General features: G+C 65.6%; 20 protein-coding genes. 7 read left to right on the forward strand and 13 right to left on the reverse strand.

Annotated features, from left to right (window positions below; genetic code table 11):
- Nucleotides 1-10: 10 nt before the first annotated feature.
- From AB3K92_RS05360 to AB3K92_RS05370, 3 genes are all read right to left on the reverse strand, one after another.
- Nucleotides 11-1,030, reverse strand: coding sequence for an NADP-dependent oxidoreductase (locus AB3K92_RS05360; protein WP_369464585.1), 1,020 nt, complete (start codon nucleotides 1,028-1,030; stop codon nucleotides 11-13).
- Nucleotides 1,031-1,108: 78 nt separating this feature from the next.
- Nucleotides 1,109-1,507, reverse strand: a complete 399-nt coding sequence (locus AB3K92_RS05365; protein WP_369464586.1) for an antibiotic biosynthesis monooxygenase — start codon at nucleotides 1,505-1,507, stop codon at nucleotides 1,109-1,111.
- Nucleotides 1,508-1,907: 400 nt separating this feature from the next.
- Complete coding sequence (locus tag AB3K92_RS05370) at nucleotides 1,908-2,693, reverse strand: SDR family oxidoreductase (RefSeq protein WP_059484412.1); 786 nt, start codon at nucleotides 2,691-2,693, stop codon at nucleotides 1,908-1,910.
- A gap of 580 nt (nucleotides 2,694-3,273) precedes the next feature.
- Between AB3K92_RS05370 and AB3K92_RS05375 the strand changes: the two genes are divergently transcribed.
- From AB3K92_RS05375 to AB3K92_RS05385, 3 genes are all read left to right on the forward strand, one after another.
- On the forward strand, nucleotides 3,274-4,314 hold the full coding sequence (locus AB3K92_RS05375) for an NADP-dependent oxidoreductase (RefSeq protein WP_369464587.1): 1,041 nt from the start codon (nucleotides 3,274-3,276) through the stop codon (nucleotides 4,312-4,314).
- Nucleotides 4,315-4,357: 43 nt separating this feature from the next.
- The gene (locus tag AB3K92_RS05380; RefSeq protein ID WP_048027836.1) at nucleotides 4,358-5,041 is read left to right on the forward strand and encodes a type 1 glutamine amidotransferase domain-containing protein; all 684 of its coding nucleotides are present in this window, start codon (nucleotides 4,358-4,360) and stop codon (nucleotides 5,039-5,041) included.
- A gap of 212 nt (nucleotides 5,042-5,253) precedes the next feature.
- Complete coding sequence (locus AB3K92_RS05385; RefSeq protein ID WP_369464588.1) at nucleotides 5,254-7,431, forward strand: FUSC family protein; 2,178 nt, start codon at nucleotides 5,254-5,256, stop codon at nucleotides 7,429-7,431.
- 72 nt (nucleotides 7,432-7,503) lie between these two features.
- Here the strand turns inward: AB3K92_RS05385 and actP are convergent, their stop codons facing one another.
- Together actP and AB3K92_RS05395 are read right to left on the reverse strand one after the other, a co-directional pair.
- Nucleotides 7,504-9,180 carry a cation/acetate symporter ActP gene (gene actP / locus AB3K92_RS05390; protein ID WP_369464589.1) on the reverse strand — a complete coding sequence of 559 codons (1,677 nt, stop codon included), beginning with the start codon at nucleotides 9,178-9,180 and terminating at the stop codon, nucleotides 7,504-7,506.
- Nucleotides 9,177-9,692, reverse strand: a complete 516-nt coding sequence (locus AB3K92_RS05395; protein ID WP_369464590.1) for a DUF485 domain-containing protein — start codon at nucleotides 9,690-9,692, stop codon at nucleotides 9,177-9,179. The genes actP and AB3K92_RS05395 overlap by 4 nt, the downstream gene beginning before the upstream one ends.
- A gap of 189 nt (nucleotides 9,693-9,881) precedes the next feature.
- Between AB3K92_RS05395 and AB3K92_RS05400 the strand changes: the two genes are divergently transcribed.
- Nucleotides 9,882-10,808 (forward strand): LysR family transcriptional regulator, encoded by a 927-nt coding sequence (locus tag AB3K92_RS05400; RefSeq protein WP_369464591.1) that lies wholly within the window; start codon nucleotides 9,882-9,884, stop codon nucleotides 10,806-10,808.
- Nucleotides 10,809-10,832: 24 nt separating this feature from the next.
- Here the strand turns inward: AB3K92_RS05400 and AB3K92_RS05405 are convergent, their stop codons facing one another.
- Together AB3K92_RS05405 and AB3K92_RS05410 are read right to left on the reverse strand one after the other, a co-directional pair.
- Complete coding sequence (locus AB3K92_RS05405) at nucleotides 10,833-12,512, reverse strand: class I adenylate-forming enzyme family protein (RefSeq protein ID WP_369464592.1); 1,680 nt, start codon at nucleotides 12,510-12,512, stop codon at nucleotides 10,833-10,835.
- A gap of 110 nt (nucleotides 12,513-12,622) precedes the next feature.
- A complete protein-coding gene (locus AB3K92_RS05410; protein ID WP_060322511.1) occupies nucleotides 12,623-13,585 on the reverse strand; it encodes a cyclase family protein in 963 nt (320 codons plus the stop codon).
- Nucleotides 13,586-13,966: 381 nt separating this feature from the next.
- Here AB3K92_RS05410 and AB3K92_RS05415 point away from each other — a divergent pair, with 381 nt between their 5' ends.
- Nucleotides 13,967-15,001 (forward strand): porin, encoded by a 1,035-nt coding sequence (locus tag AB3K92_RS05415; RefSeq protein WP_369464644.1) that lies wholly within the window; start codon nucleotides 13,967-13,969, stop codon nucleotides 14,999-15,001.
- A 241-nt stretch (nucleotides 15,002-15,242) separates the two neighbouring features.
- Here the strand turns inward: AB3K92_RS05415 and AB3K92_RS05420 are convergent, their stop codons facing one another.
- The 3 genes from AB3K92_RS05420 to AB3K92_RS05430 form a co-directional block, all read right to left on the reverse strand.
- The gene (locus AB3K92_RS05420; RefSeq protein WP_369464593.1) at nucleotides 15,243-15,743 is read right to left on the reverse strand and encodes a BON domain-containing protein; all 501 of its coding nucleotides are present in this window, start codon (nucleotides 15,741-15,743) and stop codon (nucleotides 15,243-15,245) included.
- Complete coding sequence (locus tag AB3K92_RS05425) at nucleotides 15,727-16,665, reverse strand: LysR family transcriptional regulator (RefSeq protein ID WP_048027848.1); 939 nt, start codon at nucleotides 16,663-16,665, stop codon at nucleotides 15,727-15,729. The genes AB3K92_RS05420 and AB3K92_RS05425 overlap by 17 nt, the downstream gene beginning before the upstream one ends.
- A 341-nt stretch (nucleotides 16,666-17,006) precedes the next feature.
- Complete coding sequence (locus tag AB3K92_RS05430; protein WP_369464594.1) at nucleotides 17,007-19,772, reverse strand: LuxR C-terminal-related transcriptional regulator; 2,766 nt, start codon at nucleotides 19,770-19,772, stop codon at nucleotides 17,007-17,009.
- Between the two features lie 275 nt (nucleotides 19,773-20,047).
- Between AB3K92_RS05430 and AB3K92_RS05435 the strand changes: the two genes are divergently transcribed.
- Nucleotides 20,048-20,512, forward strand: a complete 465-nt coding sequence (locus tag AB3K92_RS05435; protein ID WP_369464595.1) for a nuclear transport factor 2 family protein — start codon at nucleotides 20,048-20,050, stop codon at nucleotides 20,510-20,512.
- Nucleotides 20,513-20,589: 77 nt separating this feature from the next.
- On the opposite strand, the gene AB3K92_RS05440 is transcribed toward AB3K92_RS05435, so the two are convergent.
- Complete coding sequence (locus AB3K92_RS05440; protein ID WP_369464596.1) at nucleotides 20,590-22,254, reverse strand: fatty acid--CoA ligase; 1,665 nt, start codon at nucleotides 22,252-22,254, stop codon at nucleotides 20,590-20,592.
- Between the two features lie 416 nt (nucleotides 22,255-22,670).
- On the opposite strand from AB3K92_RS05440, the gene hchA reads away from it, so the two are divergent.
- Nucleotides 22,671-23,552, forward strand: a complete 882-nt coding sequence (gene hchA / locus AB3K92_RS05445) for a glyoxalase III HchA (RefSeq protein WP_369464597.1) — start codon at nucleotides 22,671-22,673, stop codon at nucleotides 23,550-23,552.
- Nucleotides 23,553-23,898: 346 nt separating this feature from the next.
- Here the strand turns inward: hchA and AB3K92_RS05450 are convergent, their stop codons facing one another.
- Both AB3K92_RS05450 and AB3K92_RS05455 read right to left on the reverse strand, forming a co-directional pair.
- Nucleotides 23,899-24,297, reverse strand: a complete 399-nt coding sequence (locus tag AB3K92_RS05450; protein WP_369464645.1) for a TetR/AcrR family transcriptional regulator — start codon at nucleotides 24,295-24,297, stop codon at nucleotides 23,899-23,901.
- Between the two features lie 149 nt (nucleotides 24,298-24,446).
- A complete protein-coding gene (locus AB3K92_RS05455) occupies nucleotides 24,447-25,565 on the reverse strand; it encodes a helix-turn-helix transcriptional regulator (protein ID WP_369464598.1) in 1,119 nt (372 codons plus the stop codon).
- Nucleotides 25,566-25,656: the final 91 nt, after the last annotated feature.

Raw genomic sequence — 25,656 nt, forward strand, 5'->3', positions numbered from 1 at the left:
GTTCAATCGGTCACGTGATCCTGACCAGCATCTTGCCGGTGTTGGTCCCGTTCATCAGCCCGATAAAGGCCTCCGGCGCGCGCGCGATACCGTCGACGATCGTTTCGTCATGCACGATCTGCCCGGCCCTCAACCACGCCGCCATTTCGTCGACGAACGCGTCGCGGTGCTGCCGATAGTCGTGCAGCAGGAAGCCCGTCAGCGTCAGGCTCCGGTAGACGACGTTTTCCATGAACCTCGGCCCGGGCGACACGCCGACGCGGTCGTACTGCGAAATGGCGCCGCAGATCGCCGCCCGCCCGCCGTAATTGAAGGCCGACAAGGCCGCCTCGAGATGATCGCCGCCGACGTTGTCGAAATAGACGTCGATACCTGCCGGTGCCGCGGCCGCCAGTTGCTCGAGCACCGGCGCGCGCCGGTAGTTGAACGCCGCATCGTATCCGTAGCGTTCGCGCATCACGGCAACTTTCTCGTCGCTCCCTGCCGAGCCGATCACGTGCGCGGCGCCTTTCAGCCGCGCGATCTGCCCCGCGAGCGAGCCGACCGCGCCCGCCGCAGCGGACACGAATACGACTTCATCCTTGCGCATGCGTGCCACCACGAGCAGCCCGACATAAGCCGTCATGCCCGTTGCGCCCATGACGCCGAGGTGAACGCTGCTCGGCAGCTCGGGCAAGTCCGCGACGCGGGTGAATTCGGCTGCGGCGCCCTGCGCGATGTCACGCCAGCCGTAGCGGTGCAGCACGAGATCGCCGGGTGCGAACGTGCTCGACGCGCTGTCGGTCACACGGCCGACCGCGGCGCCCGTCATCGTTTCATGGAGCTTGAACGGTTCGACATACGACGGCCGGTCGTCCATCCGGCCGCGCATGTACGGATCGACCGAAACGTATTCGTTGCGTACGCGAACCTCGCCGTCCGCCAACGCCGGAAGCGGCACCTCGACCGTCAGGAAATCGTCCGGGACCGGCTGACCGTTCGGCCGTCTCGCCAGTTGAATCTGCGTGCTGATCGTGGAGAACCTCGCCACCCCTCTCTCCTTGCAAGAACCCAGGGTGCCGGCGGTGCCGGCCGGGCACGCCGCACGGATGCGGCGGCGTACCGCGCCTCATGCACCGGCGATTCGGACTTCGCTCACGTGCTCGACCGACGGCGGGCCCACGAAGAAGGGGCCGGCCAGTTCGCGCCAACGCTGAAAATCGGCTGTCTGGCGAAAGGCGTCGTGCAGCGCGACGCTTTCCCATTGCACCATCAGGCGGTAGCGCGACGGTTGCTCGATACCGCGATACAGGCGCAAGCCATGGCAACCGGGGGCGCGTTCGATGAGCGGCTTCGCCTCGGCGACCGCGCGCTCGAATCCCTGCTCTCCGTTTTCCTGGATCTCGATCTGGGCAATTTCAAAAATCATGGCGGGTTTCTCCGCGCAACGCGAACCGTCGCGCAGTGCAATTGACACGACGCCGGCATCGATCCCGGGCCGGACATTCCGGGTGGGCGGCGCGTGCATGCGCGCTGCCCTGCTGCCGGCTCGCGTGGACAGGCGAACGCGGCCGGTCGAGCCATGCAATCGTCGACGGGTTCATGCACGGTTCAGCACAACGTCCCGGCAGTTTTTTCCGCCGCGGTCGGATCGGCAGATGAGGTCGGTGCGGAACGATCGAGCCGGTTCATACTGCGCGGCCTCGCTCCGGAACCGCACGACGTCACCGCACCCGCTCGATACGAACCGGCCTGCATCGTTTCGGCCCGTCGCGACGATGAGCCAACGATAGCGTTGTCCTGCCGACCGCTCTACCCCCAGTACGGGGGGGTGAAAAAACCTCTGGAAGCACCGGCACCCGAGGCCGACGGCAATCCGCGGCCACGCATGCCGAACTCGCCGACCGACGGGCGTTCGTTCGAGCCGGTCACTGTTTGCCGCCGACGACCCGCTGCCATGCGGCGGCCTGTTCGTCGCGCACGAGCTGCTCGGCGGATTCGGGCCTGACCGTGCGATACGGCGGCGCCTCCGCCTCGATCACCGTGACGATGGCGTCGATCATTTCCGCGGGATCGTGTTGCCGATTCAGTTCGCGCGTCGGCCAATGGGCGACGACGCGCTCGCCTTGATCCCACCACTGATCCATGCTTTCCATGCCGGTATCGTTGAAGCCGGTGCGATAGGCACCCGGATTGATCGTGACGACTTCGACGCCGTAAGGCTGCAGTTCTTCCGCCATCGCGGAGCAGATGCCTTCGACGGCATGCTTCGACGCGGCGTATGCGCCGTCGAACGGCACCTTGATCAATCCCGCGACCGACGACATCCAGACGATCCGGCCATGCCCGCGCGCGACCATTCTGCGCGCGAATCCCTGCGCGACCTCCAGCGCCGCAAAGACATTCGTTTCGAAGACCGAACGAAACACGGAGATCGGGATCTCCACGAGCGGGCCGGACTCCATGATGGCCGCGTTGTTCAGCAGGACATCGACCTCGTGCGTCAATGCGTGCGCACGATCGATTTCGTTCGTCACATCGAACTTGATGATCTGCATGTCCACGCCGCGCGCCTTGGCCTCCTGACGCAGTGCCCAGACCTGCGGCCAGATCTGGCCGCACGCGATGACGCGATGCCCTCGTTCCGCCAGTGCGAACGCGACCCCTCGCCCGAATCCGGACCCCGCACCGGTTATCAACACCGTTCTGGTCATGCATCCTCCCGCTCGGTTCACGATGATGGCGCCGCCCGGCCGGACGCCCCGCCCGGACGGCGATCTTGCCGACTACGTTACGGCGTTTCCCGCAGCCAACGCCCCCCCGAATGGGGAGGCGGACCGCATCGACGACACGGTTCGGAAGCGGCCGCATGCCGTCAGTCGCAGCAACGCCCGATTTCGGCGAGCGCCTTATGACACGGCCCTTGCGGGGAACGGATACCCCGTTCGCCGTTGCCATGCGCACCGCGTCAACCGCAAACGGGACCGATCGGAAAGCGCGAAATCGCGCCTCACCATCACTAGACGACTGGTCTACTCAGCCGTATGATCCGCGTCACGGTCCGACCGCCATGTCGGCCCTCGCATTCATGCGATGCCTGGCGCAACCCGGCGCACCCCCGCAGGTCATGCCCTGTGACGTTGCCCGCAAGCGTCCACGTTATAGACGACTGGTCTACTTTGTTCGTGCGTCGTGCCGTCGTGGCACGTCGTCCCGCGCATCTCGACCGTCACGCGAACAACCCGCTGCCGCCGACCCGATCCAGGCGGCGAAACCGTTACACAGAGGTCACTCATGCCGCATTCCCCATTCGTCAATCGCCGGGTCGTCCTGGCCAGCCGCCCCGTCGGTGCGCCGGCAGCGCACGACTTCCGGCTCGAAACCACGGCGGTGCCGACGCCCGCCGACGGCGAAGTCCTTCTGCAGACGCTTTACCTGTCGCTCGATCCCTACATGCGGTGGCGCATGAGCGACGCGCCGTCCTACGCGCCGCCGGTTGCGCTCGGCGACACGATGGTGGGCGGCACCGTCAGCCGCGTCGTCGCGTCGAAGCATCCCGCGTTCGCGGTGGGCGAGCTGGTGCTGGGCGACAGCGGCTGGCAGGACTACGCGCTCTCCGACGGCACCGACCTCATGCCGCTCGGCACGGGTCTCGAGCGCCCGTCCCATGCGCTTGGCGTGCTTGGCATGCCGGGCTTCACCGCCTATACGGGCCTGCTCCAGATCGGGCAACCGAAGCCGGGCGAAACAGTCGTGGTCGCGGCGGCGAGCGGCGCGGTGGGCGCCGTCGTCGGCCAGATCGCGAAGCTCAAGGGCTGCCGCGTCGTCGGCATTGCGGGAGACGCGGAGAAATGCCGGTACGTCACCGAGACGCTCGGCTTCGACGTGTGCATCGACCGGCGGCCCCCCGATCTTGCACGGCAACTCGCGCAAGCCTGCCCCGACGGCATCGACATCTACTTCGAGAACGTCGGCGGCGCGATTTTCGACGCCGTGCTGCCGCTCCTCAACGTCGGCGCACGCGTGCCGCTCTGCGGCCTGATCTCGCAATACAACGACAGCGAACCGGCGCCCGGCCCCGACCGGTTGCCGCGCCTGACCGACACGCTCCTGAAGAAACGGATCCGCATGGAGGGCTTCATCATCCTCGACCACTATGCGACCGGCTATCAGGCGTTCCTGGCGGAAATGGGCCGCTGGGTCGAGGCCGGCGAGATCACGCCGCGCGAAGACGTCACCGACGGCCTCGAACGCGCGCCGGAAGCGCTCATCGGCCTGCTGGCGGGAAAGAACTTCGGCAAGGTGGTCGTGCGCGTCGCCGAAGTCGCTGCATGAAGCGAATTCGCGCATCCATCATTCATCTCCATCCCTAGACATCATGAAACTTCTGTTCGTCCTGACTTCCCACGACACCCTCGGTTCGACCGGCGAGAAAACCGGCTTCTGGCTCGAGGAATTCGCGGCGCCCTACTACACGCTGAAAGACGCGGGCGCCGACATCACGCTGGCGTCGCCGGCCGGCGGCCAGCCGCCGCTCGATCCGAAAAGCGCGGACCCCGCGTTCCAGACCGACGCCACGCGCCGCTTCGAAGCCGATCCGGACGCGCGCGCCGCGCTCGCGGCCACGCAAAAACTGTCGGAGGTCGCGGTCGACGCGTTCGACGCGGTGTTCTATCCGGGCGGCCACGGCCCCCTCTGGGATCTCGCCGAAGACGCACGGTCGGTCTCGCTGATCGAGCAGGCCATTGCGCTGGGCAAGCCGGTCGCGGCCGTCTGCCACGCACCGGGTGTGCTGCGCCATGCGAAGGGGCCGGACGGCAAGCCACTCGTCGCCGGCAGGAACGTCACCGGCTTCTCGAATTCGGAAGAGGATGCCGTCGGGTTGACGAACGTCGTGCCGTTTCTCGTCGAGGACGAACTCAAGTCGAAGGGTGGTCGTTATTCGAAAACCGATGACTGGCAACCGTATGTGGTCGTCGACGGCCTGTTGATCACCGGCCAGAATCCGGCGTCGTCCGAACCGGCCGCCCACGCGCTGTTGAAACTGCTGACGCGCGCCTGACCCACGGAGCGCCCCCGCACCGGCGGCGAGCACCCGGCTCGCCGCCGGCTTGCGCGCGAACGAAACGCGCGGGAAAGCGGCCGTCGCGCGCTCACATCGATCCTGATCCGGGAAAAGCATTTAACACCACGCGCAATACTCGAACGCGCTTCCGGAAAATACAATCACGGTCGTCCTGTCGCCGCACGCCTGCATCGCGCACCACATCCATCATGTCTTCGCCGCCCTCCAGATTCACGTCATCTATTTCGGATACCAAAACAGGTATCGCCGATGCGGCCCGTCATTGGGCCGGCACGAGCGGCGTCACCTGGCTGTACATCTTCAAGACCCTGCTCGCCGCGCTGCTGGCGCTCGGCGTGGCGATGAAGCTCGAACTCCCGATGCCGCGCACGGCGATGACGACGGTCTTCGTGCTGATGCAGCCGCAAAGCGGCATGGTGCTCGCCAAAAGCCTGTACCGGATCTGCGGCACGATCGTGGGCCTGCTGGCGATGCTGGTGCTGATCGGCCTGTTCGGGCAGGTGCCCGAACTCTTCCTCGGCGCCACCGCGCTCTGGATCGGCATGTGCACCGCGGGTGCCGCGCGAAACCGCAACTTCCGGACCTATGGATTCGTGCTCGCCGGCTACACGGCCGCGCTCATCGGCATCCCGTCATGGCAGCATCCGGACGCGGCCTTTCTTTCCGCGATGACGCGTGTGACGGAGGTGACGATCGGCATCCTGAGTTCGGGCGCGGTCAGCGCGCTCGTCTTTCCGCAGCATGTCAGCGAACAGATCAGCCGCGTGAACCGCACGCGGTTCACCGCGTTCGCGGACGACGTGCTGTCGATTCTGTCCGGCCGGATCGACCGGTCGTTTCTCGAGGCGCTGAGCGTGCGCATCGTCGACGAGACCGTGAGCGCCGAAGCCGCGCGCAGCGCAGCGGTGTTCGAAGGCCCCGACACGCGCTTGCGAAACGGCCGCCTGACGCGGCTCAATGCGGAGCGCATGGCGGCGTCGACGCGGCTGCACGCATTGAGTCAGCTGATCGCCCGGCTGCGTGCCGCGCGAGCCGATGGGGTGCTGACGGAGATCGACGCACTGATGGCCGGTATCGCAGAACCGCTCCGACTCATACGGCAGGACGCGACGCACGCCGACGATATCGACGCATTCGCCGCGTCGCTGGCCGCCACGCTCGAGCACTGCCGCGCGGCGCTGCCCGGCCGCGCGCAGTTGGCGCGAAACCGGCTCGGCGGCGGCACGACCGCGCTCGATTTCGACACGGCGGTCGACCTGCTCGACCGGTTCCTGGGCAGCTATGTCGCCTATGCGAGCACCTATCTGTCGCTGAACGCCACCGCACACGAGCGCGAACAGTGGGTGACACCCTACGAGCCGCGCACCAATCCGCTCATCGCGGCAGTCGCCGGCGTCCGAGCGATGCTGCTGACGCTCGTGCTCAGCGTATTCTGGATCGCGACCGCGTGGCCGTCGGGCGCCCTGCTCGTGCTGAACGGCGGTGCCATCTGCGCGCTGGTCGCTTCCTCCGCGCGCCCGTCTCGTACGGCGTTCCAGATGGCGATCGGCACCGCGTTCGCGTCCGCCGTCGGGCTGATCGTCATGTTCGTCGTCTATCCGGTCATCGACGGCTTCCCGCTGCTCTGCGTGGTACTCGCCGCGCCGCTCGCATTGGGATGCTGGATGACGACGCGCGCGTCGCTGGCCGGGTACGGCATCGGCTACTGCATCTATTTCTGCTTTCTGACCGGCCCCGACAATGTCGTCGCCTACGATCCGACGTCCTTCATGAACGACGCGATCGCGCTGGTCCTGTCCATGCTGATGGCGTCCGTCGCGTTCGAGCTGTTCCTGCCGCCGACGATGCGCGGGTTGCGCCGGCATCTGCTGGCCGACCTGCGCAGGCAGGTCGTGTTCGCATGCACCGATTCGGTCGCAACGCTGCGCACGCGCTTCGAAAGCCGCACGCGCGACCTGATGTATCAGGTCCGGTCGATATCGCGTGACGACCCGGTGGCAAACGGCGAGTCCGTCGAATGGTTTCTGTCCGTCCTCGAGATCGGCTCGGCCGTCGTGGACCTGCGCGACGCAACGGCCATCGAGGCGGCACGAGCCGCGCCGGACGCCGCACCGGCCTGGCTCGACGATTGCACATCCGCGTGCCGCGCGATCCGGCTGCTGTTCGAGGCACCTACACCGAAGGCCGGCGCTGCTGCCACGCACGCGGTACAGGTTGCAATCGCCGCGCTGCAACGGACGATGCAGACCGCCGATGCGGCAGGCCCGTCCGGGCCCCGCCTTCAGACGGTGCTCGGCAGCCTGCATTTCATTCACAGCGCGCTCGCGGCACCCGACTCGCCGCTCTCCGCTTTCCGCCCGCACTGACCACGCGTCGGTACCCGCCGCGCACGCCGGCTCGTTCACCGGCGCACGGCGGGCGACGCGGTTCGTTCCGCGTCAATGCTCGACGGCCCGTTCCGCACCAAGCCCGGTCTGGGCGCGCACGAACTGGGCGTCGAACGCATGCCGCTCCGCGTCGGCCCTCGAACTGCGATCGAGTGTCGACATCACGTAGCTCGCCAGGAACGCCAGCGGCATCGTAAACAGCGCCGGATGATCGTACGGGAACACGGCAGCCGGATGCCCGAGCACCGACTTCCACACCGCCGGCGACAGAATGACCAGCGAGACCGACGATACGAGCCCGACGACGCCGCCGCAGACGGCCCCGCGGCTCGTCAGCCCCTTCCAGTACATCGAAAGCACGAGCGGCGGAAAATTCGCCGAAGCGGCAACGTTGAACGCCAGTGCCACGAGAAAAGCGAGGTTCTGCCCTTTGAACAGGAGGCCCAGCACGACGGCCACGGCGCCGATCGCCAGCGTCGTCCACCGCGTGACGCGGATTTCATCGGCCCCGCTCGCTCGGCCCTTGCGCAACACGCCCGCATAGAGGTCGTGCGATACGGCCGACGCACCCGCCAGCACCAGGCCCGACACCACGGCCAGGATGGTGGCGAACGTCACCGCCGCGAGGAAACCGAGGAACAGGCTGCCGCCCGTCGCGTCGGCGAGATGCATGGCCACCATGTTGCTCCCGCCGCGCAGCACGCCGCCCACGCGTCCGCCCTCGAAGAACTGCGGATCGGTGCCGACGATCACGACGCTCGCGAGACCGATGACGAACATCGCAATGAACATGAAGCCGATGCACGTGCTCGCCACGAACACGCTCTTCCTGGCTTCCCGTGCATTCGGAACGGTAAAGAAGCGCATCAGCACGTGCGGCAGCCCGGAGAGCCCGAACACCGTTGCGAGCGACATCGAGACGGCCGAAACGGGGTCCGAGAACAGGCGACCCGGCTCCATCAGCGCGTTCCCCGCGTGGTGTACCGAGATCGCCGACCGCGCGAGCCGTTCGAAGCTGAAACCGAAGTGACCGAGCGCCAACAGCGTCAGCAACGTGCCGCCGAACATCAGCAGGACGGCCTTGATGATCTGAACCCACGTCGTCGCGATCATCCCGCCGAACGTCACGTAGACGATCATGAGACACCCGACGCCAATGACCGCATAGTTGTAGTCGATGCCGAACAGCAACTGAACGAGTTCCCCCGCGCCGACCATCTGGACGATGAGGTAGAAGAACACGACCGTCAACGAACTGACCACGCCCATCCAGCGCGTGCTGACCGGATCGAGCCGGTAGGCGATGATGTCGACGAACGTGAACCGGCCGAGATTGCGCAGTCGTTCGGCCATGAGGAACAGCATCACCGGCCATCCGACGAAGAAACCGACGACATAAAGCAGGCCATCGTAGCCCTTCGCGTAGACGAGACTCACGACGCCGAGCAACGTCGCGGCGGACATGTAGTCGCCGGCGACCGCAAGGCCGTTCTGAAGCCCGCTGATTCCGCCGCCGGCGGTGAGGAAGTCGTTGACCGTCCTGGTACGGCGCGCCGCCCAGTACGTGATGCCCAGCGTCATGCAGACGAACACCATGAACATCGCGATGGCGGCCGGATTGAGCGGCTGACGCTGCCCCGCCTCCACGGCGGGGCCGGCCCATACAAGGCCGCCCGGCGCGGCGGCAAGCGCGAATGCCGCGGTCGAAACGCGTGCGATCGGATTCATTGCCCCACCTCGCCCAGCAATTCGCCGGTCAGACGTTCGAACCGGTCATTCGCGACGCGGACATACAGCCACGTCAGCCCCCATCCCGCAACGATCACGGCGATCGCGAAGATCACGCCGACGGTCGTGACGCTGCCGGCCCACGCGGCGTTGCGCAACAGGTCGGGCCGCAACGCGACCAGCGCAATCAACCCGAAATACGCGCCCAGCACGATGACCATCGACACCCGGCCCAGGCGTGCGCGTTCGTCGACCAGCTCACGAAACTTCGCGTGCTCCCGGATACGTGAAACAGCGCTTGCATTCAACGTCATATGTCTCCTCCATCGCCAGTTTTGAGAATCGGGATCGCCTTGCGTATCCGTCATCCCGTCAATCGATTCGTCATCCATAAGATAGGGTTCGCTTCCCTGTCCGGCCGGCCCCGCCAGCACGATCGCCAGGACGACCGAGCTTATTTCCGCCATCGGCGAATAACAGCCCCCACAGGTGGGGGGCGTCGGCGCGCTCACCTGTCCCCCGGGGAAACACCGACTGTTCCCGTCGACGACCGTCACTCGGGGCTCGCGCGCGCACGGAATCGCGGGGCGAGCGGCGCGAGGCGAACCGCCCCCCGTCCGGGGGGTGGAAAAAACGTGTCTTCGCGGAGTATTTCTCACGAATCGCCGCCGCTGCCGCGCCCCCCTTTCATTCGCGACGTCATGAACCTTTTCCGTACCGACCTGAACCTGCTGGTGGTACTCGAACGCATCTACGCCCAGCAGAGCATCACGCGCGCGGCGCAGCAGCTCAGCCTCAGTCAGTCGGCGGTCAGTCATGCGCTGAACCGGCTGCGCGAGTTGCTCGGCGACCCGCTGTTCGAGCGCCACGGCAATGCCATGATGCCCACCCCGTTCACGAGGGCGATCATTGCGCGCGTGCGCAACGGCCTGCATACGCTCGAATGCACGCTGCATGAAGCCAGCCGGTTCGATGTCGCGACGACGATCAGGCGTTTCACGATCGGCATCCTCAATGCGCAGGAACCGGTGGTATTGCCGGCCATCGCGCAATACGTCGCGCAGCACGCACCGTCGATCGATATCGCCGCGGTGCAACACGACCGGCGCGCGATAGAGGCCGACCTGCTCACCGGCTCGCTCGATGCCGTGATCGACGTGCTGCTGCCGCACCCGCAATCCGTCCGCAGTACCCGGTTGTCGACCGACCGGTACGTCGTGCTGTGCCGGCGCAATCACCCGCGCGTCGGACAGCGCCTCGACCTCGACGCCTATCTCGCCGAAGAGCACGTGCTCGTGACGAGCCGGCAGCGCGGCGGCGGCGTCGAGGATGCCGCGCTCGTCAGGCTCGGCGCCGAACGCCGCGTGCGCCTGCGATGCGTCCGCTACTTCGCCGCGTGCCGCGTCGTCAACCAGACCGACCTGCTGCTGACCATGCCGGAACGGTACGCGCGACTGCTCAACGAGATGTGCGGCAACCGGATGCTCGAATGCCCGTTCGACGCGTCGATCGATACCTACCTCTACTGGCACGCGAATTCCGATGCGGATCCCGCGAACGGCTGGCTGCGTCGACAACTGGGCGACATATTCGATCCCGTTCGCGCGGACACGGCGGGCCACCCGTGATGCGGTGCCTCGCCGGCCGCTTGCTCACCCGCGCAGCTCGCGCCGCAGGATCTTCCCCGTCATGGTCTTCGGCAGTTCGTCGATGATCTCGACGATGCGCGGATACTTGTACGCCGCCATCCGCTCCTTGCAGTAGGCGATCAACGCGTCGGGCGAGACATCGGCATGCGGCTTCAGGCTCACGACCGCCTTGACGGTTTCGCCCCGGTAACTGTCCGCCACGCCGACGACCGCGGCCTCGCGTACCGCCGGATGCGAGTACAGGACATCCTCGACCTCGCGCGGCCAGACCTTGTAGCCGCCCGCGTTGATCATGTCCTTCTTGCGATCGACGAGATAGAACCAGCCGTGCTCGTCCATGAAGCCGACGTCGCCGGTACGGAAGTAGCCGTCGACGATCGCTTTCGCACTCTCCGCCGGCTTGTTCCAGTAACCGGGCACGACCATCGGCCCACGCGAGATGATCTCGCCGATCTCGCCGGGCGGTAGCGGGCGGCCGGCTTCGTCGCCGATGTACGACTCCACGTTGAATACCGGCACGCCGACAGCGAGCGTGCCGGTCGACGGATCGACCGGTGCGTCGCGACCGAGCGGCACGCAGTGCGTCGGCGAGTTCGTCTCGGTCAGGCCGTAACCGTTGTGAATGTAGTGGCCAAAGCGCTCGCGGAACGCATCGATGACGCTCGGCGGAATCGGGGCGCCGCCCGAGTAGATGCGTCGCATCGACGCCAGATGCTCGCGCGTTGCATGCGGATGGTTCATCAGCGCGATGAACGCCGTGATCGAGCCGATCGTGAATTCGGCGCGATGCTCGCGGATCGCATCGAGCACGACGCCCGGCTCGAAACGGCACGCAAGTATCAGCGGTGCCGCGCAGATCAACGCGGCGCCGATATGTCCCACCAGCCCGGTGATGTGAAACAGCGGCGCGACGCCGAGGATCGGGCCGCCTTCCCGCAGCGCGATCCAGTCACGGTACACCTGCGCGTTGAACGCGATGTTGCCGTGCGTGTTCATCGCGCCCTTCGGCACGCCGGTGGTGCCCGACGTGTACACGAGCATCGCGACGTCCGTGGGCCCGAGCGTGACGGGTGGCGGCCGGTGGCCGCGATGAGCGGCAATCGTCGTCGACAGATCCTCCACACCTAACGCCGGCTGCCGTCGCGTACCGGCAAAGAGCCGCGCGTCGTGCCGGCGCTGGTATTCGAGTTCACTCGTGGTCATCACGGCCGGCTGCACCGCCGGCTCGCCCCGCGCGGCGGCCCGCGCTTCCTCCGCGAGAAGCGGGCCGACGACGTCCGCATGCAGCGATTCGTGGCAGATCAGCAGTCGCGCGCCCGAATCCGCGAGCAATACGCGCAGCTCGCGTGAGCGGTTCATCGGGTTGATCGATACCGCGATCATCCCGAGCTTCCACGCGGCCACCAGCGCGATCACGAACTGCGGCACGTTCTGCAGATACAGCGCGACGCGATCTCCGGCCACGCAGCCGCGCGCGCGCCACGCGCTTGCGAGGGCATCCGATTGCACGTCGAGTTCGGCGTAGCTCAGCACGCCGTCGAAGTACCGTATCGCGTCCCGCTCGGGCGCCCGTGCGACGGCCGCGCGGAACATGGAGAGCGCGTCGGTAAATACCGGCGCGATCGTCGCCGGATGGCCGGCCGCGTAGTTCGCGAGCCAGGGCTTGTTGTCATAGGGCGTCATGGACACTCCAGAAGCGGGCGGCACGGCTTCACGTGCGCGCGCCGCCGGAATTGCACTGCGCGCCCGGCGCTTGCGGGCGTCGGGCGCGGTCGGGCCGGAGCCGGGACGGCCTACTTGATGACCACCGGGTTGACCGGCGCGCCGCTGCCGCTGACGACCTTGAGCGGCGCCGCCGTGTAGAGGAACGACCATTGACCGTCGTCCGCACAGTCGGACGCGAGCGGATCGAGCTGCGCGATCTCGGTCAGCGTGACGCCGAGATTGCGCATCAGCGCGTTGTGCAGCGGCAGCGCAACGCCCGATTCCGGATCGATCGTCACCTCGTTCGCGATCGTATCCGTGACGAGGTTCGGGATCTCCATCCGCTGGAACCATTCGACGAGCGCCGGGCTGTAGGTCAGGCCGGGTTCGATGAAATTCTTGTAGAACTCGCTCCGGTCGCGCTCGTAGAACGAGCCGATCCAGCCGGTGCGGATCACGAGGACGTCGCGCTTTTCGATCGTCACGCGCTGCGCTTCGGCGGCCTCGAGCAGGTCGCGATGCGTGAAGGTCTCGCCCGGATCGAGCACGGCCTTGCCGCGATGCCGCGCGATGTCGATCAGCACGCCGCGCCCGACGACGCCGCGCTCCGCGATCGGCAGGACGCTCGCCTTCGCGAGGCCGCCGATCGTCGATTTCGCGTCATAGCCGTTCCAGATCTGGTCGCCGTACCACACGTGCCCCAGGGCGTCGTACTGCGTGGAGCCCTGCAGATACATGATCATCATGTCGTCCGCATACTCGAGGAGCCCGGGGAACAGCGGCCCCTTGCCGCACATGTAGTGGCCCTTGTCCATCACGTTCATGCGACAGGCCTGGGAGCGCCCCGGCCATACAGGGTCGCCCTTCGGATTGCCCATCTGAATCTGCAGCGTGAAGGTCTTGCCGGAACGTACGGCTGCGACGCCGCGCAGTACCTCCGTCTCGGTCAGGTAATTGAGTGAACCGACTTCGTCGTCCGGCCCCCACTTGCCCCAGTTCTTCGGCGCATCGCGCAACAGTTCAGCCATCTCCGGAACATTCTTCGACTCCATGCATCGTCTCCTTTCAAGTCCACCGCTCATATTTTCCCGGTCGACCTCAGGCACGGAAGACTTCCGCCCAGAGCGCCGGGATTCATCGATTTTTTATGGTTGAAAGCGTAGGCAGGCAGAAAATGCGACGCAAATGAATTGTTTTCATGGCCCTCGATTTATCGCGTACATATCTAGTGCTACTACCGTATTTCAATGCGGCGGCACCATGATCTAACATCGATCGAAATGAAACGGAAATACGTGGCCGGATGATTTCCAGACTCATTTATTCAAATAGATTCAAGAATCACAAATCATTAGAAGTCCACATTACATTGGAGACAATCAACGATGTCATTTCGTCCCGGAATTCGTGAAGTCGCACTGGTCACCGCCATCATGGGAGGGGCGGTACCGCAGGCCCATGCACAGGGGAGCGTGACGCTTTACGGCATCGTCGACAGCGGCATCCTGTACACGAGCAAGACGGTCGATCCGGCAACCGGGCGAAACGCCGGCCATCAGTTTTCGCTGATCAGCGGCGGCATGACGCCCTCGCTGTTCGGCCTGAAAGGCAGCGAGGATCTCGGCGGCGGCCTGAAAGCGATTTTCACGCTGGAGAGCGGCATCGACCTGTCGAAAGGCGGTTTCACCGATTCGAACGGAAACTTCTTCGGCCGCCATGCGTGGATCGGTATCGAGAGCGGCGCGGGTACCGTCAAGGCCGGCTTGCAGTTTTCCCCGTTCGTGCTCTCGCTGATCGCGACCGACCCTCGCTCCGTCTCGTTCTTCGGCAGCCAGGTACCCGTCTATGTGGGCAACGTGTTCGTCACCGGCATCTTCAACGCGAATGCCATCTCGTATGCGAGCCCGACGATCGCAGGCTTTCAGGGCAACGCGATGCTCGCGCTGGGGGGCGCCGCCGGCAATTTCCAGGCGGGCCGTCAGTACTCGGCGAGCCTGAACTACACCTATGGGCCGATGCTCGTCAGCGCGGCGATGTATAGCGGCAACGCCGGCGGCACGGCTGCGGCCACGCCCGTGCCGAGCGCGGTCGCGTTCTCGGGCCGCACGATCGGTGCGCGTTACGAATTCAACGACCTGACCGTGAACGCGGTATTCGTCAATTACAAGGTCGCGGGCGCGTTCGACAGCCGCGTCTACGGCGGCGGCCTGAGCTACCGGTTCACGCCGACGATCCACGCGGACGCGGGCGTCTGGTACACGAGCGACGGGAACGATAGCGCCAACCATTCGATACTGGCCGCAACGGGCCTGACCTACAGCCTGTCGAAGGCGACGCTGATTTACGGTCAGTTCGGGTTCGTCAACAACCACGGCAGGATGAACACGGGACTGTCGACCAACGGCGCGCTGGACGGCGTGTCGGGATCGACTTTCGGCACCGTCGTCGGGATTCGGCATCTCTTCTAGGTCACGTGCGGCCCGCGCGCCGAGCCGGGCGAATCGGGAGCCTGTCGATTCCGGCCATCCGATCGCCCGCCGCAGCGCGCGGGCGCCGATTCAAGCATCCGGCAGGCTCGCCGCATCGCCGTTGATCCGGCGGTTCACCCTGCGCGCGGCGGGTCGAATGCAGCGCCCTGCATGGCGAAGATCCTCCGGATGCGAACATCCGGAGGATCCGGTATCGCTCAGCAATGCGACATACGCCGCATCACTGCCCGCCTTCCATGCGCAACTGAAGCTTGCTGGTCACCGACGTGACGCCCGGTACCTGGCGAGCCGCTTCCACCGCGGCCTTGTCCTGCGATTCGTCGGTGATCAGTCCCGCCAGCGTCACTTCACCCGTCTTTGCCTTGGCGAAGACGGTGACCTGTGCATTGCCGATCCCGTGCGCTTTCACGATCGCCTGACGGACCTTCTTCGCAAATGCACGGTTTTCCAGGCGCTCGGCCTTCTTGGCCGAGCGAGACGGGGCAGCCGTCTGCGTGGCCGTTTGCGGGTCGGGGCTGGCGGATTGCGCGTAGGACGTGACGGACGTCAATGCGACAAAACCGGCGACAACGATCATAAGGCGTGACTTCATCATCCTCTCCTCAATTTGAACGAACGGGAAACTACGGGTGGGTGGGTACTCGAATCGGGCCCGGTATTGCGCCTGCGTCGCGCCGGCCACTGCCGGTTGCAGTGCGCAGGCCTTATGCGGCAATCGCATTCAACGCACCTTCGTCGGCTTCCAGCGCCGGCGAAAGCGTCATGCGCAGATGCTCGAGAAATGTCCGTATCTTCGCGTCCATGAACTGCCGGGATACGTACATCGCATAAACGTCGAGCATCGTGAGGCGGTAACCCGGCAACACCCTGACGAGTTTCCCGCTCCGCAGATCGTCAATGACGGAATAGATCGCCAACGACCCGATGCCCATGCCTGCACGCAACGCGATCGCCAGCGCTTCCGGTGCATTCGCCTGGAACGGGGCCGAGAGAACGGAGTGTGATTCCACCTCGCCGCGCGTGCCATGAAGCAACCATTCATCGTTCGAGTCGGCCGGCGTGTCGAGGCGCAAGCACGTATGGTCGGCAAGATCGGCCGGCTTCGACGGCGTGCCATGCCGGTCGAGATAGTCCTGGGACGCGACCAGCACGCTGTAGCACCTTCCGTAGGTATGCGCGATGTATCCCGAATCGGGAAGACTCGACGCCGCGACCACCGAAATGTCGTAACCGTCTTCCACCAGGTTCGGCATCCTCTGCGAATAGGTGATGTCGACGGCCACCTCGGGAAAAGCCGCCTGATAGGTGACGACGGCCTCGGTGACATGGCTTTGCCCCAGGCCCGGCATCGTGTGCACGCGCAACCGCCCGTATGGCCGAACGAGTGCGTTTCTCGCCTCGGCATTCGCCTGGTCGACATCGCCGAGGATGGCCAGCAGGCGCTCGAAATAACGCCGTCCGCTGTCGGTCAGCGAAATCCTCCGGGTCGTTCGATTCAACAAGCGGGTCTGTGCATATTCCTCGAGGCCGGATACCGCCCGCGATACCTGTGCAATCGCCACATCGGTCTGTTTCGCCACTGCCGTAAAGCTGCCGGCCTGCACGACGCGCACGAACGTCCGCATGTTCTCAAGGATGTCCATTTCGACCCATCATCCAGTGCTGCATCCACGCGACACGCCAGCGAGGTGCGGCGACGCGTTCGGTGTCACCGATTGTCCGGCATTCCGCGCCGACACTTCAGCCCCCCGGTCGGGGGGCTGAAGTGTCGGTCGATCATGTGGAATGCTTGACGTTTGCGTCAACGCGCTGATCGCGCAGACGCACCGGTCACCCGCCGATATGACGACGGAACCTCATTCGCACGAGCGTGGCGCGCGCATCGTGACGAACGAACAGTCGGTACACCTATGGGTCGACGGCCGATTTCCTGATCAGTGGCTGTATCGCCTGCCCCGGCCAATCGTCTGCGGGCGCAAGCCGTTCATTCGCCGCCGGAGCGCGTGCGGGACGCTTCGAGCGCCAACCCGCTGCGCACGGCCTGGATGCGCGACGTGACGTTGAGCTTTTCGAAGATGTTCTTCAGATGCCACTTGATCGTCTCCGGCGCGACGCGCAGCGCGCGGGCGATTTCCTTGTTCGAAAGCCCGCGCGCAACGTAGTCGAGGATCTCGACTTCCCGTGCGCTCAGGTTGCCGGCCACGCCAGGCCGCCCGGCCGGCGTCGCGCCCGCGGCGCGCTGCGCGTCGAACGCGCGCATCAGTTCGCGCGGATACCACGCCCCGAGCGCCGGAAACCGGTCGAGCCGGTTCTGCACGCGCGCCAACATGCGCTCGACCGGCGGACCTTCGTCGACGAAGGTCCGCACGAGGCCGTTGCCCTGACCGTATTCGAGCGCGCGGGCGAGCATCGCGAGCGCCGTCTCTTCGTCGCCCGCCTGTTCGCACGCGAGCGCGCGCAACACGGCCGCCTGCGCCGCCAGCCAGTCGAACCCGCGGGCGGCAAGCAACTCGTGCACGGTCGCCATGACTTGCGCGGCCTCGTCCGCGCGCGCATCGGCAAGCAGCAGGCGTGCACGTGCGGATTGCGCCATCTGCCATGTCTCGACCTGGCTCGACGTAACTTCCGGCGGCGCCTCCGACACCAGCGACGCGAGCGCCCGCCCGACGCGATGCGCCTGCGTCGGCTTCCCGGCGTCGAGGTGAAGCCGGATGCCGGTCGCCATGCATGCAACGCGCAGCCGCAGCCATTGCCGGCTGCATGCGATGTGATCGGCCTCGTCGAGCAGTTCGTGCGCGCGCGCTTCGTGCCCGGCCTGGAACTGCAGCAATGCGGCGGTCTGCACGAACCTGAGCAGCGGCCCCAGCGAACACGCCTGCATCACGATGTCGAAGCGGTCGGCCTGCGCGTCGCGCACCTTCTGCCAGTCGTTCCATTCGTAGTAAATGGCCGACAGGTAACCGGCCGACAGCGCCGTTGCCGCCGACAGGCGCCCCGCCGCCCGCTCCGCGGCACGCAACGCCGTTTCGAACGTCTTCGACGCGTCGTGCAAGCGGCCGGCGACGAACTCTGCGAGGCCGGACATGTTCTGGCGATACACGTTCGCAAACAGCGGTTCGTGGCCGGACGCCGCGCGCTCGGCCCGCGCCCGGAGGTCCAGCGCGTCGTCGAGGCGGCCCGCGTACCCAAGCCCGAAACTCAGCGTGGTCTGCCCGATCTGCTCGACCCACGAGCCGGACGGCGGGCCGGCCGCGAGTACGCGCTCGCCCAGGTGCAGCGCGTCGACGCTGCGATCCGACAGCGCGACGATCAGCGAGCGGACGGCCAGCAGCTCGGTCGCCGTGACGGCATCGGTATCGAGCCGCCCCGCGTCGATGTCGGCTTCGAGCGCATCGAGTGCGTGCCGCGCGTCGATGATCTGCATCGCCAGTGCCAGCGCCCAGGCATGCGCGATCCGCAGCCGCAGCCGGCCTGCCAGCGCCTGCCCGGGCAGGCGCGACACCCAGTCGAGCACGGTGCGCACGTCGCTCGACGCGATCAGCTTCATCGCGCATGCCTCGACCCAGGCGGCGGCCGCGTCGAAATCGCCCGCTGCCAGCGCGTGCCGGACGGCGTCCGGCCACTGCCGCTCCGCCGCATACCACTCGCTCGCACGGCGATTGAGCGTCGCCACCGCATCGGGCTCGCGCAGCGCCAGTTCCTCGCGCAGGTACTGCAGAAACAACGCGTGATAGCGATAACGCTGGCGGTCGCCATCGATCGACCGGATGAAGAGGTTATGCCCGATCAGCCATTCGAGGCAGCCGAGCGCATCGTCCCGGCCGGTCAGCGCATCGCACAGCGCCGGCGTCATCCGGTCCAGCACGGCCGTATGCAGCAGGAAGCGACGGATCGCGTCCGGCACCTGCGTCATCACGTTCTCGTTCAGGTACGCGGCGATGCCGGCCCGGGCATGGCTGACCTGTTCGGCCACGCGCGCCGCATCGTTGTCGTCGTTCAACGCAAGCGCCGCGAGTTGCAGGCCCGACACCCAGCCCTCGGTGGCCGCGCGCAGGCGCTCCACGTTTGCCGCGTTGAGCGGCTTGCCGGCGATCAGCTCGAAGAACGAGCGCGTTTCCGTATCGTCGAAACGCAAGTCGTTCTCGTCGATTCGCACGAGCTGGTCGCGCGAATCGAAGTAGCTGAGCGGCAGCGCCGGTGCCGAACGGCACGACAGCACGACGTGAAGGTTCGACGGCGCATAGCGCAGCAGACCGAACATCGCGTCGTGGATGACCGGCGACACGAGGCGATCGAAGTCGTCGAGCATCAGGAACAGTTCGACACCCGAACTTTCCAGCTCGTTGAGCAGCTCGTCGAACACGACCTTCAGCGGAATCAGTGCGCGGTCGCGCAGCATCTGCCGGGCATGCGCGCCGACCCCGCCCGTCGCGTCGACGATTGCCGCGACGACGTAGGACGAAAAGATCGACGCGTTGTCGTCGTCCTGGTCGAGGCTCACCCATGCAACCTTCCTGTCCGATTCGACCAGCGCGTTGCGCCATTCCGCCAGCAGCGTCGTCTTGCCGTACCCGGCAGGTGCGCAGACGAGCGTCAAACGGCGATCGAGGCCGCGGCGCAGCCGCCCGAGCCGCGTGATGCGCGACACGATCCCGCTGGCCGACGGCGGCGCGAGCTTGGTGCGCACGAGCACTTCGATCGTGTCGGCGTCCGGCGGGCTGGTTGATCGTCTGTTGTCCCTCGGCGTCATGCTGTTCACGTTCTCCTCGCGCACTGCGCGTATCCGCCCGTCCGGAAAAGGCACCACCGGCTGCCCGGGCGCGGCGCTCCGCAACAGCATAGCGAGTCGGCGCCGGCCGTCAAAAGTAGGTGATGTCCGTACCGATCCGCCCGCGCGCGGCGCCGCGTCGCGGTCGGCTCCAAAGGACCCGCATTGTTCTTGAACGGGCGCACAATGTTCAGCCCCCCATTCGGGGGGTACCTCGCACGACAATGTCGTTTCATTCTGGCAACTCGGCATCGCGGGTGACCCGCGCCGCCACCGACGCTGCGCTTTCCCCAGGAGCCGCCATGAACAGTCGCGACGCCGTCGCCGCGTTTTTTGACCGGTATCGCCGGCATGACATCGAAGGGATGCTCACGATGTTCGCGCCGGATGCCACCCTCGACTACGTGCCGATCGGCGTGACCGGCCGGGCGGACGTGCAGGGCAAGGCCATCTGGGCGGCGCTGCTGGACGCATTTCCGGACCTGCACAACGAGGTCGACGCCATTCATGCGGACGACGCCGGCCGTCACGCCACCGCCGAAGTCACGATCGGCGGCACGCAGGTACGCGAATTCGCCGGCATCCAGAACCGCGGACGCACGTTCTCCCTCCGGCATGCGTTCGTGTTCGAGTTCGATACCGACGTCCGCATCGAGCGGCTCGTCGCTTACTGGGACAACGTCCGGCTCTTCGAAGATCTCGGCAAGACGACCCTCGGGTGACGTCCTCCGCACGCTTCCGTTGTGCCGACCCGGCGCCGCACCGCAAGGGCGAGCGGCGCCCGGCGGCAACGCCGCACTCAGTCGGGCTCGTAGCGCTCGCGCAGCGCGCGCTTGTTGATCTTCCCGACGCTCGTCTTCTCGATCGCGTCGACGATCAGCAGGCGCTCCGGCACCGCATAGCGCGAGATCAGCCCGCGGTCGGCCACCTGCTTCACATGGGCCTGCAACTCCGCCGGCCCGACCCGGCCCACATGCTCGTCAGCCAGCACGACGAGCGCGAGCGGCCGCTCGCCCCACCGCGCGTCCTTCACGCCGATCACGGCCGATTCCCGAACGGCCGGATGGCGCGACAGGATGTCCTCGAGCTCGAGCGACGACACCCATTCGCCGCCCGTCTTGATCACGTCCTTGATCCGGTCCGTGATCTGCAGCCGACCGTCCTTGTCGATCACGCCGATGTCGTTCGTATGAAGATATCCGCCAGCCCACAGCGCGGCCGATGCCGCCCCGTCGCCGAGATAACCCTGCGTCGCCCACGGCATCCGCACGACGATTTCGCCCGCCGACCGGCCGTCGTGCGGCACGTCGCGAAACTGGGCGTCGACAATGCGCAGGTCGACGAGCGGCAGCGGCAAGCCTGCCTTCGTTCGGCGCGCGATATCGTCGTCCGTCGTGCAGCCGGCCCCGAGCGGCGGATCGACCTGTGCGATCGTCATCAGCGGGCAGGTTTCCGACATGCCGTAACCCGTGTACACCTCGATGCCGCGCGCGAGTGCCGCCCGCGCCAGCCCCTCGGGCAGCGGCGAGCCGCCCACGATCACCTTCCACGACGACAGGTCGATCCCGGCCAGCGCCGGGCTGTCGAGGATCATCGCAAGCAGCGTCGGCACGCAGTGCGAGAACGTCACCGATTCGCGCGCGATCAATGCGAGCAATCCGTCCGGCGAATAGCGCCCCGGATAAACCTGCTTGAGGCCGAGCGCGGTCGCGATATACGGGATGCCCCATGCGTGCACGTGGAACATCGGCGTGATCGGCATGTAGACGTCGTCACGATGGATGCGGCCGCGATCGCGCGCGCTCGACAACGCCGCCATGCCGGCCAGCGTGTGCAGCACGAGCTGACGATGGGTGAACGCCACGGCCTTCGGCAGCCCCGTGGTACCGGTCGTGTAGAACGTCGTCGCGCGGGTCTGTTCGTCGAAATCGGGGAACACGAAATCCGGCGGGCTGGCGCTGACCCAATGCTCGTACTCGTCGACGAACCCGTCCGGAAGGTCGATCTCGGCTCCGTCGCCGATCAGCACGAACCGTCTCACCGTTTCGAGCCGGTCGCGAATGCCGGCGAGCATCGGCAGAAAGTCGCGATGCACCAGTGCAACCTGTGCCCCCGAATGATTGAGGCTGTACAGGAGCTGATCGGGAGACAGCCGAACGTTGGCGGTCATCAGCACCGCCCCCATCATCGGAATCGCGAAATAGCACTCGAGATAACGATGGCTGTCCCAGTCCATCACCGCGACCGTATCTCCGGCCCCGACGCCGATCGATGACAACCCGCTGGCGAGTTGACCGAGACGATGGCGGAAGGTCCAGTAGTCGTGGCGCACCTGGTCGCCGTAAACGATTTCCTGTTCCGGCCGCGTCGCCAGCGGGGTGTGAAGCAATTGCTTGACCAGCAGCGGATACGTGGACACGGACGGCAATGGCTCATCCCGGGAGCCGGAATGCGAAGGGTTCATGAGAGTCTCCGTGAGCGGCGACCTGGCCCGATTCAAGGTTTCTGGCGGCCATGCAGGCCGTCGTCGACGCCGGTTCGCGTCGGCCAGGGTGACAGTCAAGATACCGTACCGGCATGCGCCGGACACCCCCACGTTTTGGGGGGGACAAGCCGTCATGGCGGATCGGCCATGCCGCGCCCGATCGCGCGGGTTGCACTCGCCCGGCCGGGCGCGAACCCACCTGATCGGGGGGGCAATTAATCCCGGCCGCGTTGTAATATCTCCGGGCATGCTCGCGCGGCCTGACGACATCGTCGTCTTCGCCTCGAAGTGCAAAGGAGACCTACCGAGCCGACTCAAAGGCATTCGTCGGTGGAGCACGGCCAATCGTCGACGCCCCGCCGATTCCTGAACCATGTCCAGTGAAAGGAGCAGTCATGACCACCGAGCCGCAGCAAACGGACAAGATCCCCTCGCCCGATCCGGCCGAGAACAATGCGTACTTTCCGTCTCCGTATTCGTTGTCGCAATACACGTCTTCAAAGACCGACTTCGACGGCGCGCATTACCCGAACCCGTACAAGGGCGGCAAGTGGAAGGTCCTGATGATCGCGACCGACGAACGCTACGTCCTGATGACGAACGGCAAGATGTTCTCGACCGGCAATCATCCGGTCGAGATGCTGCTGCCGATGCATCACATGGATCAGGCCGGCTTTGAAATCGATATCGCGACGCTTTCGGGCAATCCCGCCAAGCTGGAGCTATGGGCGATGCCCGGCGACGACGAAGCCGTGCAGTCCACGTACCAGAAATACCTGACGAAGCTCAAGACGCCGCTCAAATTGTCCGACGTGCTCGAGAAGGACCTCGGCGCCGATTCGCCGTACATCGCGGTGTTCATTCCCGGCGGCCACGGCGTGCTCGCCGGGATTCCGCACAGCAAGGAAGTGAAGCGAACCCTCAAGTGGGCGCTCGACAACGACCGGCACATCATCACGCTGTGTCACGGCCCGGCGTGCCTGCTGTCGGCGGCCGTCGACGAGGATCCGCAAAACTATCTGTTCAAGGACTACGAGGTTTGCGTGTTCCCGGATGCCCTCGACAAGGGGCCGAATCTCGATATCGGGTACATGCCGGGCCCGCTGCCGTGGCTCGTCGCCGAAAGCCTCGAAAAACTCGGCGCCAAGGTGTTGAACAAGGACATGACGGGCCGGTGCCATCAGGACCGGAAACTGATCACGGGCGATAGCCCGCTTGCGTCCAACAACATCGGCAAAATGGCCGCCGCGGCACTGCTGAAGGAAGTCGGGAACTGACGACCGGCGTGCATCGCGCAATTGCACTGGTGTTACGCATCACCAGTGCAATTGCTGCCGTCATCGGCGCCGGCGACAGGCAACTGTTTCCCCCGGGACGGGTGCGCTCCGCGTTCGATCCGTTGGCGAAGCCTTCGTCAAGCATGGGTGCGCTTCAATGTCGACTAAACCGCAATCCCCGGTTTGATTGGCTTCGTTTGCTGCGTGTGCTCACGCAGCATCAGGATCGGCGCCCCATGATCCTTCGAGAATACCGAGGATACCGAACCATCGAAAAAAGTCATTCCCGCGTTATCTGCACAGCGCATCCCGAGCAGCCTGGAGTATTTCTTCCGACAGCGCCTCGTTATCGACCACGCGCGACATCATCAGCGCACCGATCATGGCTGACGCGGCCGCCAGCGACTTGCCGTGTGCGCGAATCGGCTCTCGCCATATCTCCACCCAGCGCCGCAAACGGGCAGCCTATCGACATATTGTCGCGATGCGCGACCGACAGGTAACGCTCCGCAATCTCCCGGCGCGCCTCACGAGGCGGTTTCCCCTGCACGAATGACTCGAGCGTCCCGTACAGCGTCGCGCTGGCGACATCGCATGCTTCCGCCACGAGAGGGTCCTTCGACTCGAAGTGCCGATAGAACCCGCCTGGGGTCAAGCCGGCAGCCGACATGATGTCGGCAATCCCCGCACCTTCCCGTCGACACTTAGGACCCTTCGTGTTCGAGAACGTGCCACGGCTCGCGATGCGGGCGTCACCTGCTCGACCAGATTGGGCAGATCCTGCGCCACTACGACTACGCCGTGAACGAGACGGCGCGCGCCAGCGGCAAGATCGACGGTCTCACACAGAGCCGGAAAGCGACTTATCCCCACCCGGCGAGCGGTTTCGAAGCATCAATCACCGCGCGAATGCCGAGGTAGCACCCAGAGCATCCGTCCCACTGCCTCGGCCTGGTTCCGGGTGTGCGTCTTCTCGTAGATCGCGCGCAACTGGGTGCGAATGGTCGCGAGCGACACGCCCGCGCTGGCCGCGCATTCGTCCGGCGTCTTGCCACCGATCAACGCTTCGGCGACGGCGGCTTCCGCGCTCGACAAGCCGAACGCCTGTCGTAGCTGCTGCGCGGCGACGAGCGGCGCCCCGCTACGTTGTCTGGCCGTGACCAGCAACGTCGCATCGCCGAGAACGGCATGCCGCCCGTGTCCGGACAAGGCGGCGATGCTCAGAAAGACTTCGTGCGCGGCGTTCACGGCGCTGGACAGGGCCAGACTCTCGCTTTTGCGGGTTTTCGCGACACGCCCCAGCGCCGCCTTGAGCGCGTCATTCTGAGGCGCACTTACCGCGCCAAGATGACCGTTCTCGAGCTTGATCCAGGTGGCCGCGCGAAGCATCGCTTCGGCCGCCCTGTTGACGAACACGATGCGTGCATGCCGGTCCAGCGCGAAGACGGACAGGCCCAGTTCCTCCATCAGTTCGGTACCGAGTGCCGCGTCGTGATGCAGTACCCTGGCGTCCTGCCACAGGTTGATCGAACGTTGCAGATGCCCGGCCATGCCGGTCAGCGTCGCACGCTCTTCCGGTGAATAGGGCGGGCGCCCGTGCGCGCGCAACAGCCCGAGCAAGATGTTGTCGCTACTGGGGCGAGCGAACCGAATGCCCATCAGATAGCGAATGCCCGACGGAATCTGATAGTCCTGGAAGAATTCGCTGCGTTCGATATCGCGCTCGGTCAGGTGATCCTGGCAACAAACGAATTCGCCTAGCGGTGCATTCTCCACGAAGTCTCGGCGTGGATCGAGCGCGCCGTAATACTGGTCGTAGAGCGCGACGATCTCGTCGAATTCCGCGCGCGGAGAATAAATCGAGAATTTCGGCGCATTGCGTGCGGCGTCCCAACTGAACATGTGAAATACATTTGCACCGAGGCTTTCGGATACCCGGTGAAAGACTTCGAGAAAACCATCCGGATGCAGCGCGGCCTCGTAGAGGTCCCCGATGAGTTGGTCACGGTGCATGCTCCCCCCGTCGCTTCGCGATCTTCGTATGTTGATTTTGTCTGACGATATTGCTTCGAATACCGAATGTTCAGGCTAACACAGGTTATTT

It is taken from the genome of Burkholderia sp. Bmkn7 (genome assembly GCF_041103175.1).
In the GTDB taxonomy this organism is placed as follows: Bacteria; Pseudomonadota; Gammaproteobacteria; order Burkholderiales; family Burkholderiaceae; genus Burkholderia; species Burkholderia cepacia.

Bases quoted from the DNA above. Each gene is read 5' to 3' on its own strand.
- AB3K92_RS05365 (WP_369464586.1), bottom strand. From the start codon at position 1,507: ATGCACGCGCCGCCCACCCGGAATGTCCGGCCCGGGATCGATGCCGGC.
- AB3K92_RS05370 (WP_059484412.1), bottom strand. From the start codon at position 2,693: ATGACCAGAACGGTGTTGATAACCGGTGCGGGGTCCGGATTCGGGCGA.
- AB3K92_RS05375 (WP_369464587.1), top strand. From the start codon at position 3,274: ATGCCGCATTCCCCATTCGTCAATCGCCGGGTCGTCCTGGCCAGCCGC.
- AB3K92_RS05380 (WP_048027836.1), top strand. From the start codon at position 4,358: ATGAAACTTCTGTTCGTCCTGACTTCCCACGACACCCTCGGTTCGACC.
- AB3K92_RS05385 (WP_369464588.1), top strand. From the start codon at position 5,254: ATGTCTTCGCCGCCCTCCAGATTCACGTCATCTATTTCGGATACCAAA.
- actP (WP_369464589.1), bottom strand. From the start codon at position 9,180: ATGAATCCGATCGCACGCGTTTCGACCGCGGCATTCGCGCTTGCCGCC.
- AB3K92_RS05400 (WP_369464591.1), top strand. From the start codon at position 9,882: ATGAACCTTTTCCGTACCGACCTGAACCTGCTGGTGGTACTCGAACGC.
- AB3K92_RS05405 (WP_369464592.1), bottom strand. From the start codon at position 12,512: ATGACGCCCTATGACAACAAGCCCTGGCTCGCGAACTACGCGGCCGGC.
- AB3K92_RS05410 (WP_060322511.1), bottom strand. From the start codon at position 13,585: ATGGAGTCGAAGAATGTTCCGGAGATGGCTGAACTGTTGCGCGATGCG.
- AB3K92_RS05415 (WP_369464644.1), top strand. From the start codon at position 13,967: ATGGGAGGGGCGGTACCGCAGGCCCATGCACAGGGGAGCGTGACGCTT.
- AB3K92_RS05420 (WP_369464593.1), bottom strand. From the start codon at position 15,743: ATGCGATTGCCGCATAAGGCCTGCGCACTGCAACCGGCAGTGGCCGGC.
- AB3K92_RS05425 (WP_048027848.1), bottom strand. From the start codon at position 16,665: ATGGACATCCTTGAGAACATGCGGACGTTCGTGCGCGTCGTGCAGGCC.
- AB3K92_RS05430 (WP_369464594.1), bottom strand. From the start codon at position 19,772: ATGACGCCGAGGGACAACAGACGATCAACCAGCCCGCCGGACGCCGAC.
- AB3K92_RS05440 (WP_369464596.1), bottom strand. From the start codon at position 22,254: ATGAACCCTTCGCATTCCGGCTCCCGGGATGAGCCATTGCCGTCCGTG.
- hchA (WP_369464597.1), top strand. From the start codon at position 22,671: ATGACCACCGAGCCGCAGCAAACGGACAAGATCCCCTCGCCCGATCCG.
- AB3K92_RS05455 (WP_369464598.1), bottom strand. From the start codon at position 25,565: ATGCACCGTGACCAACTCATCGGGGACCTCTACGAGGCCGCGCTGCAT.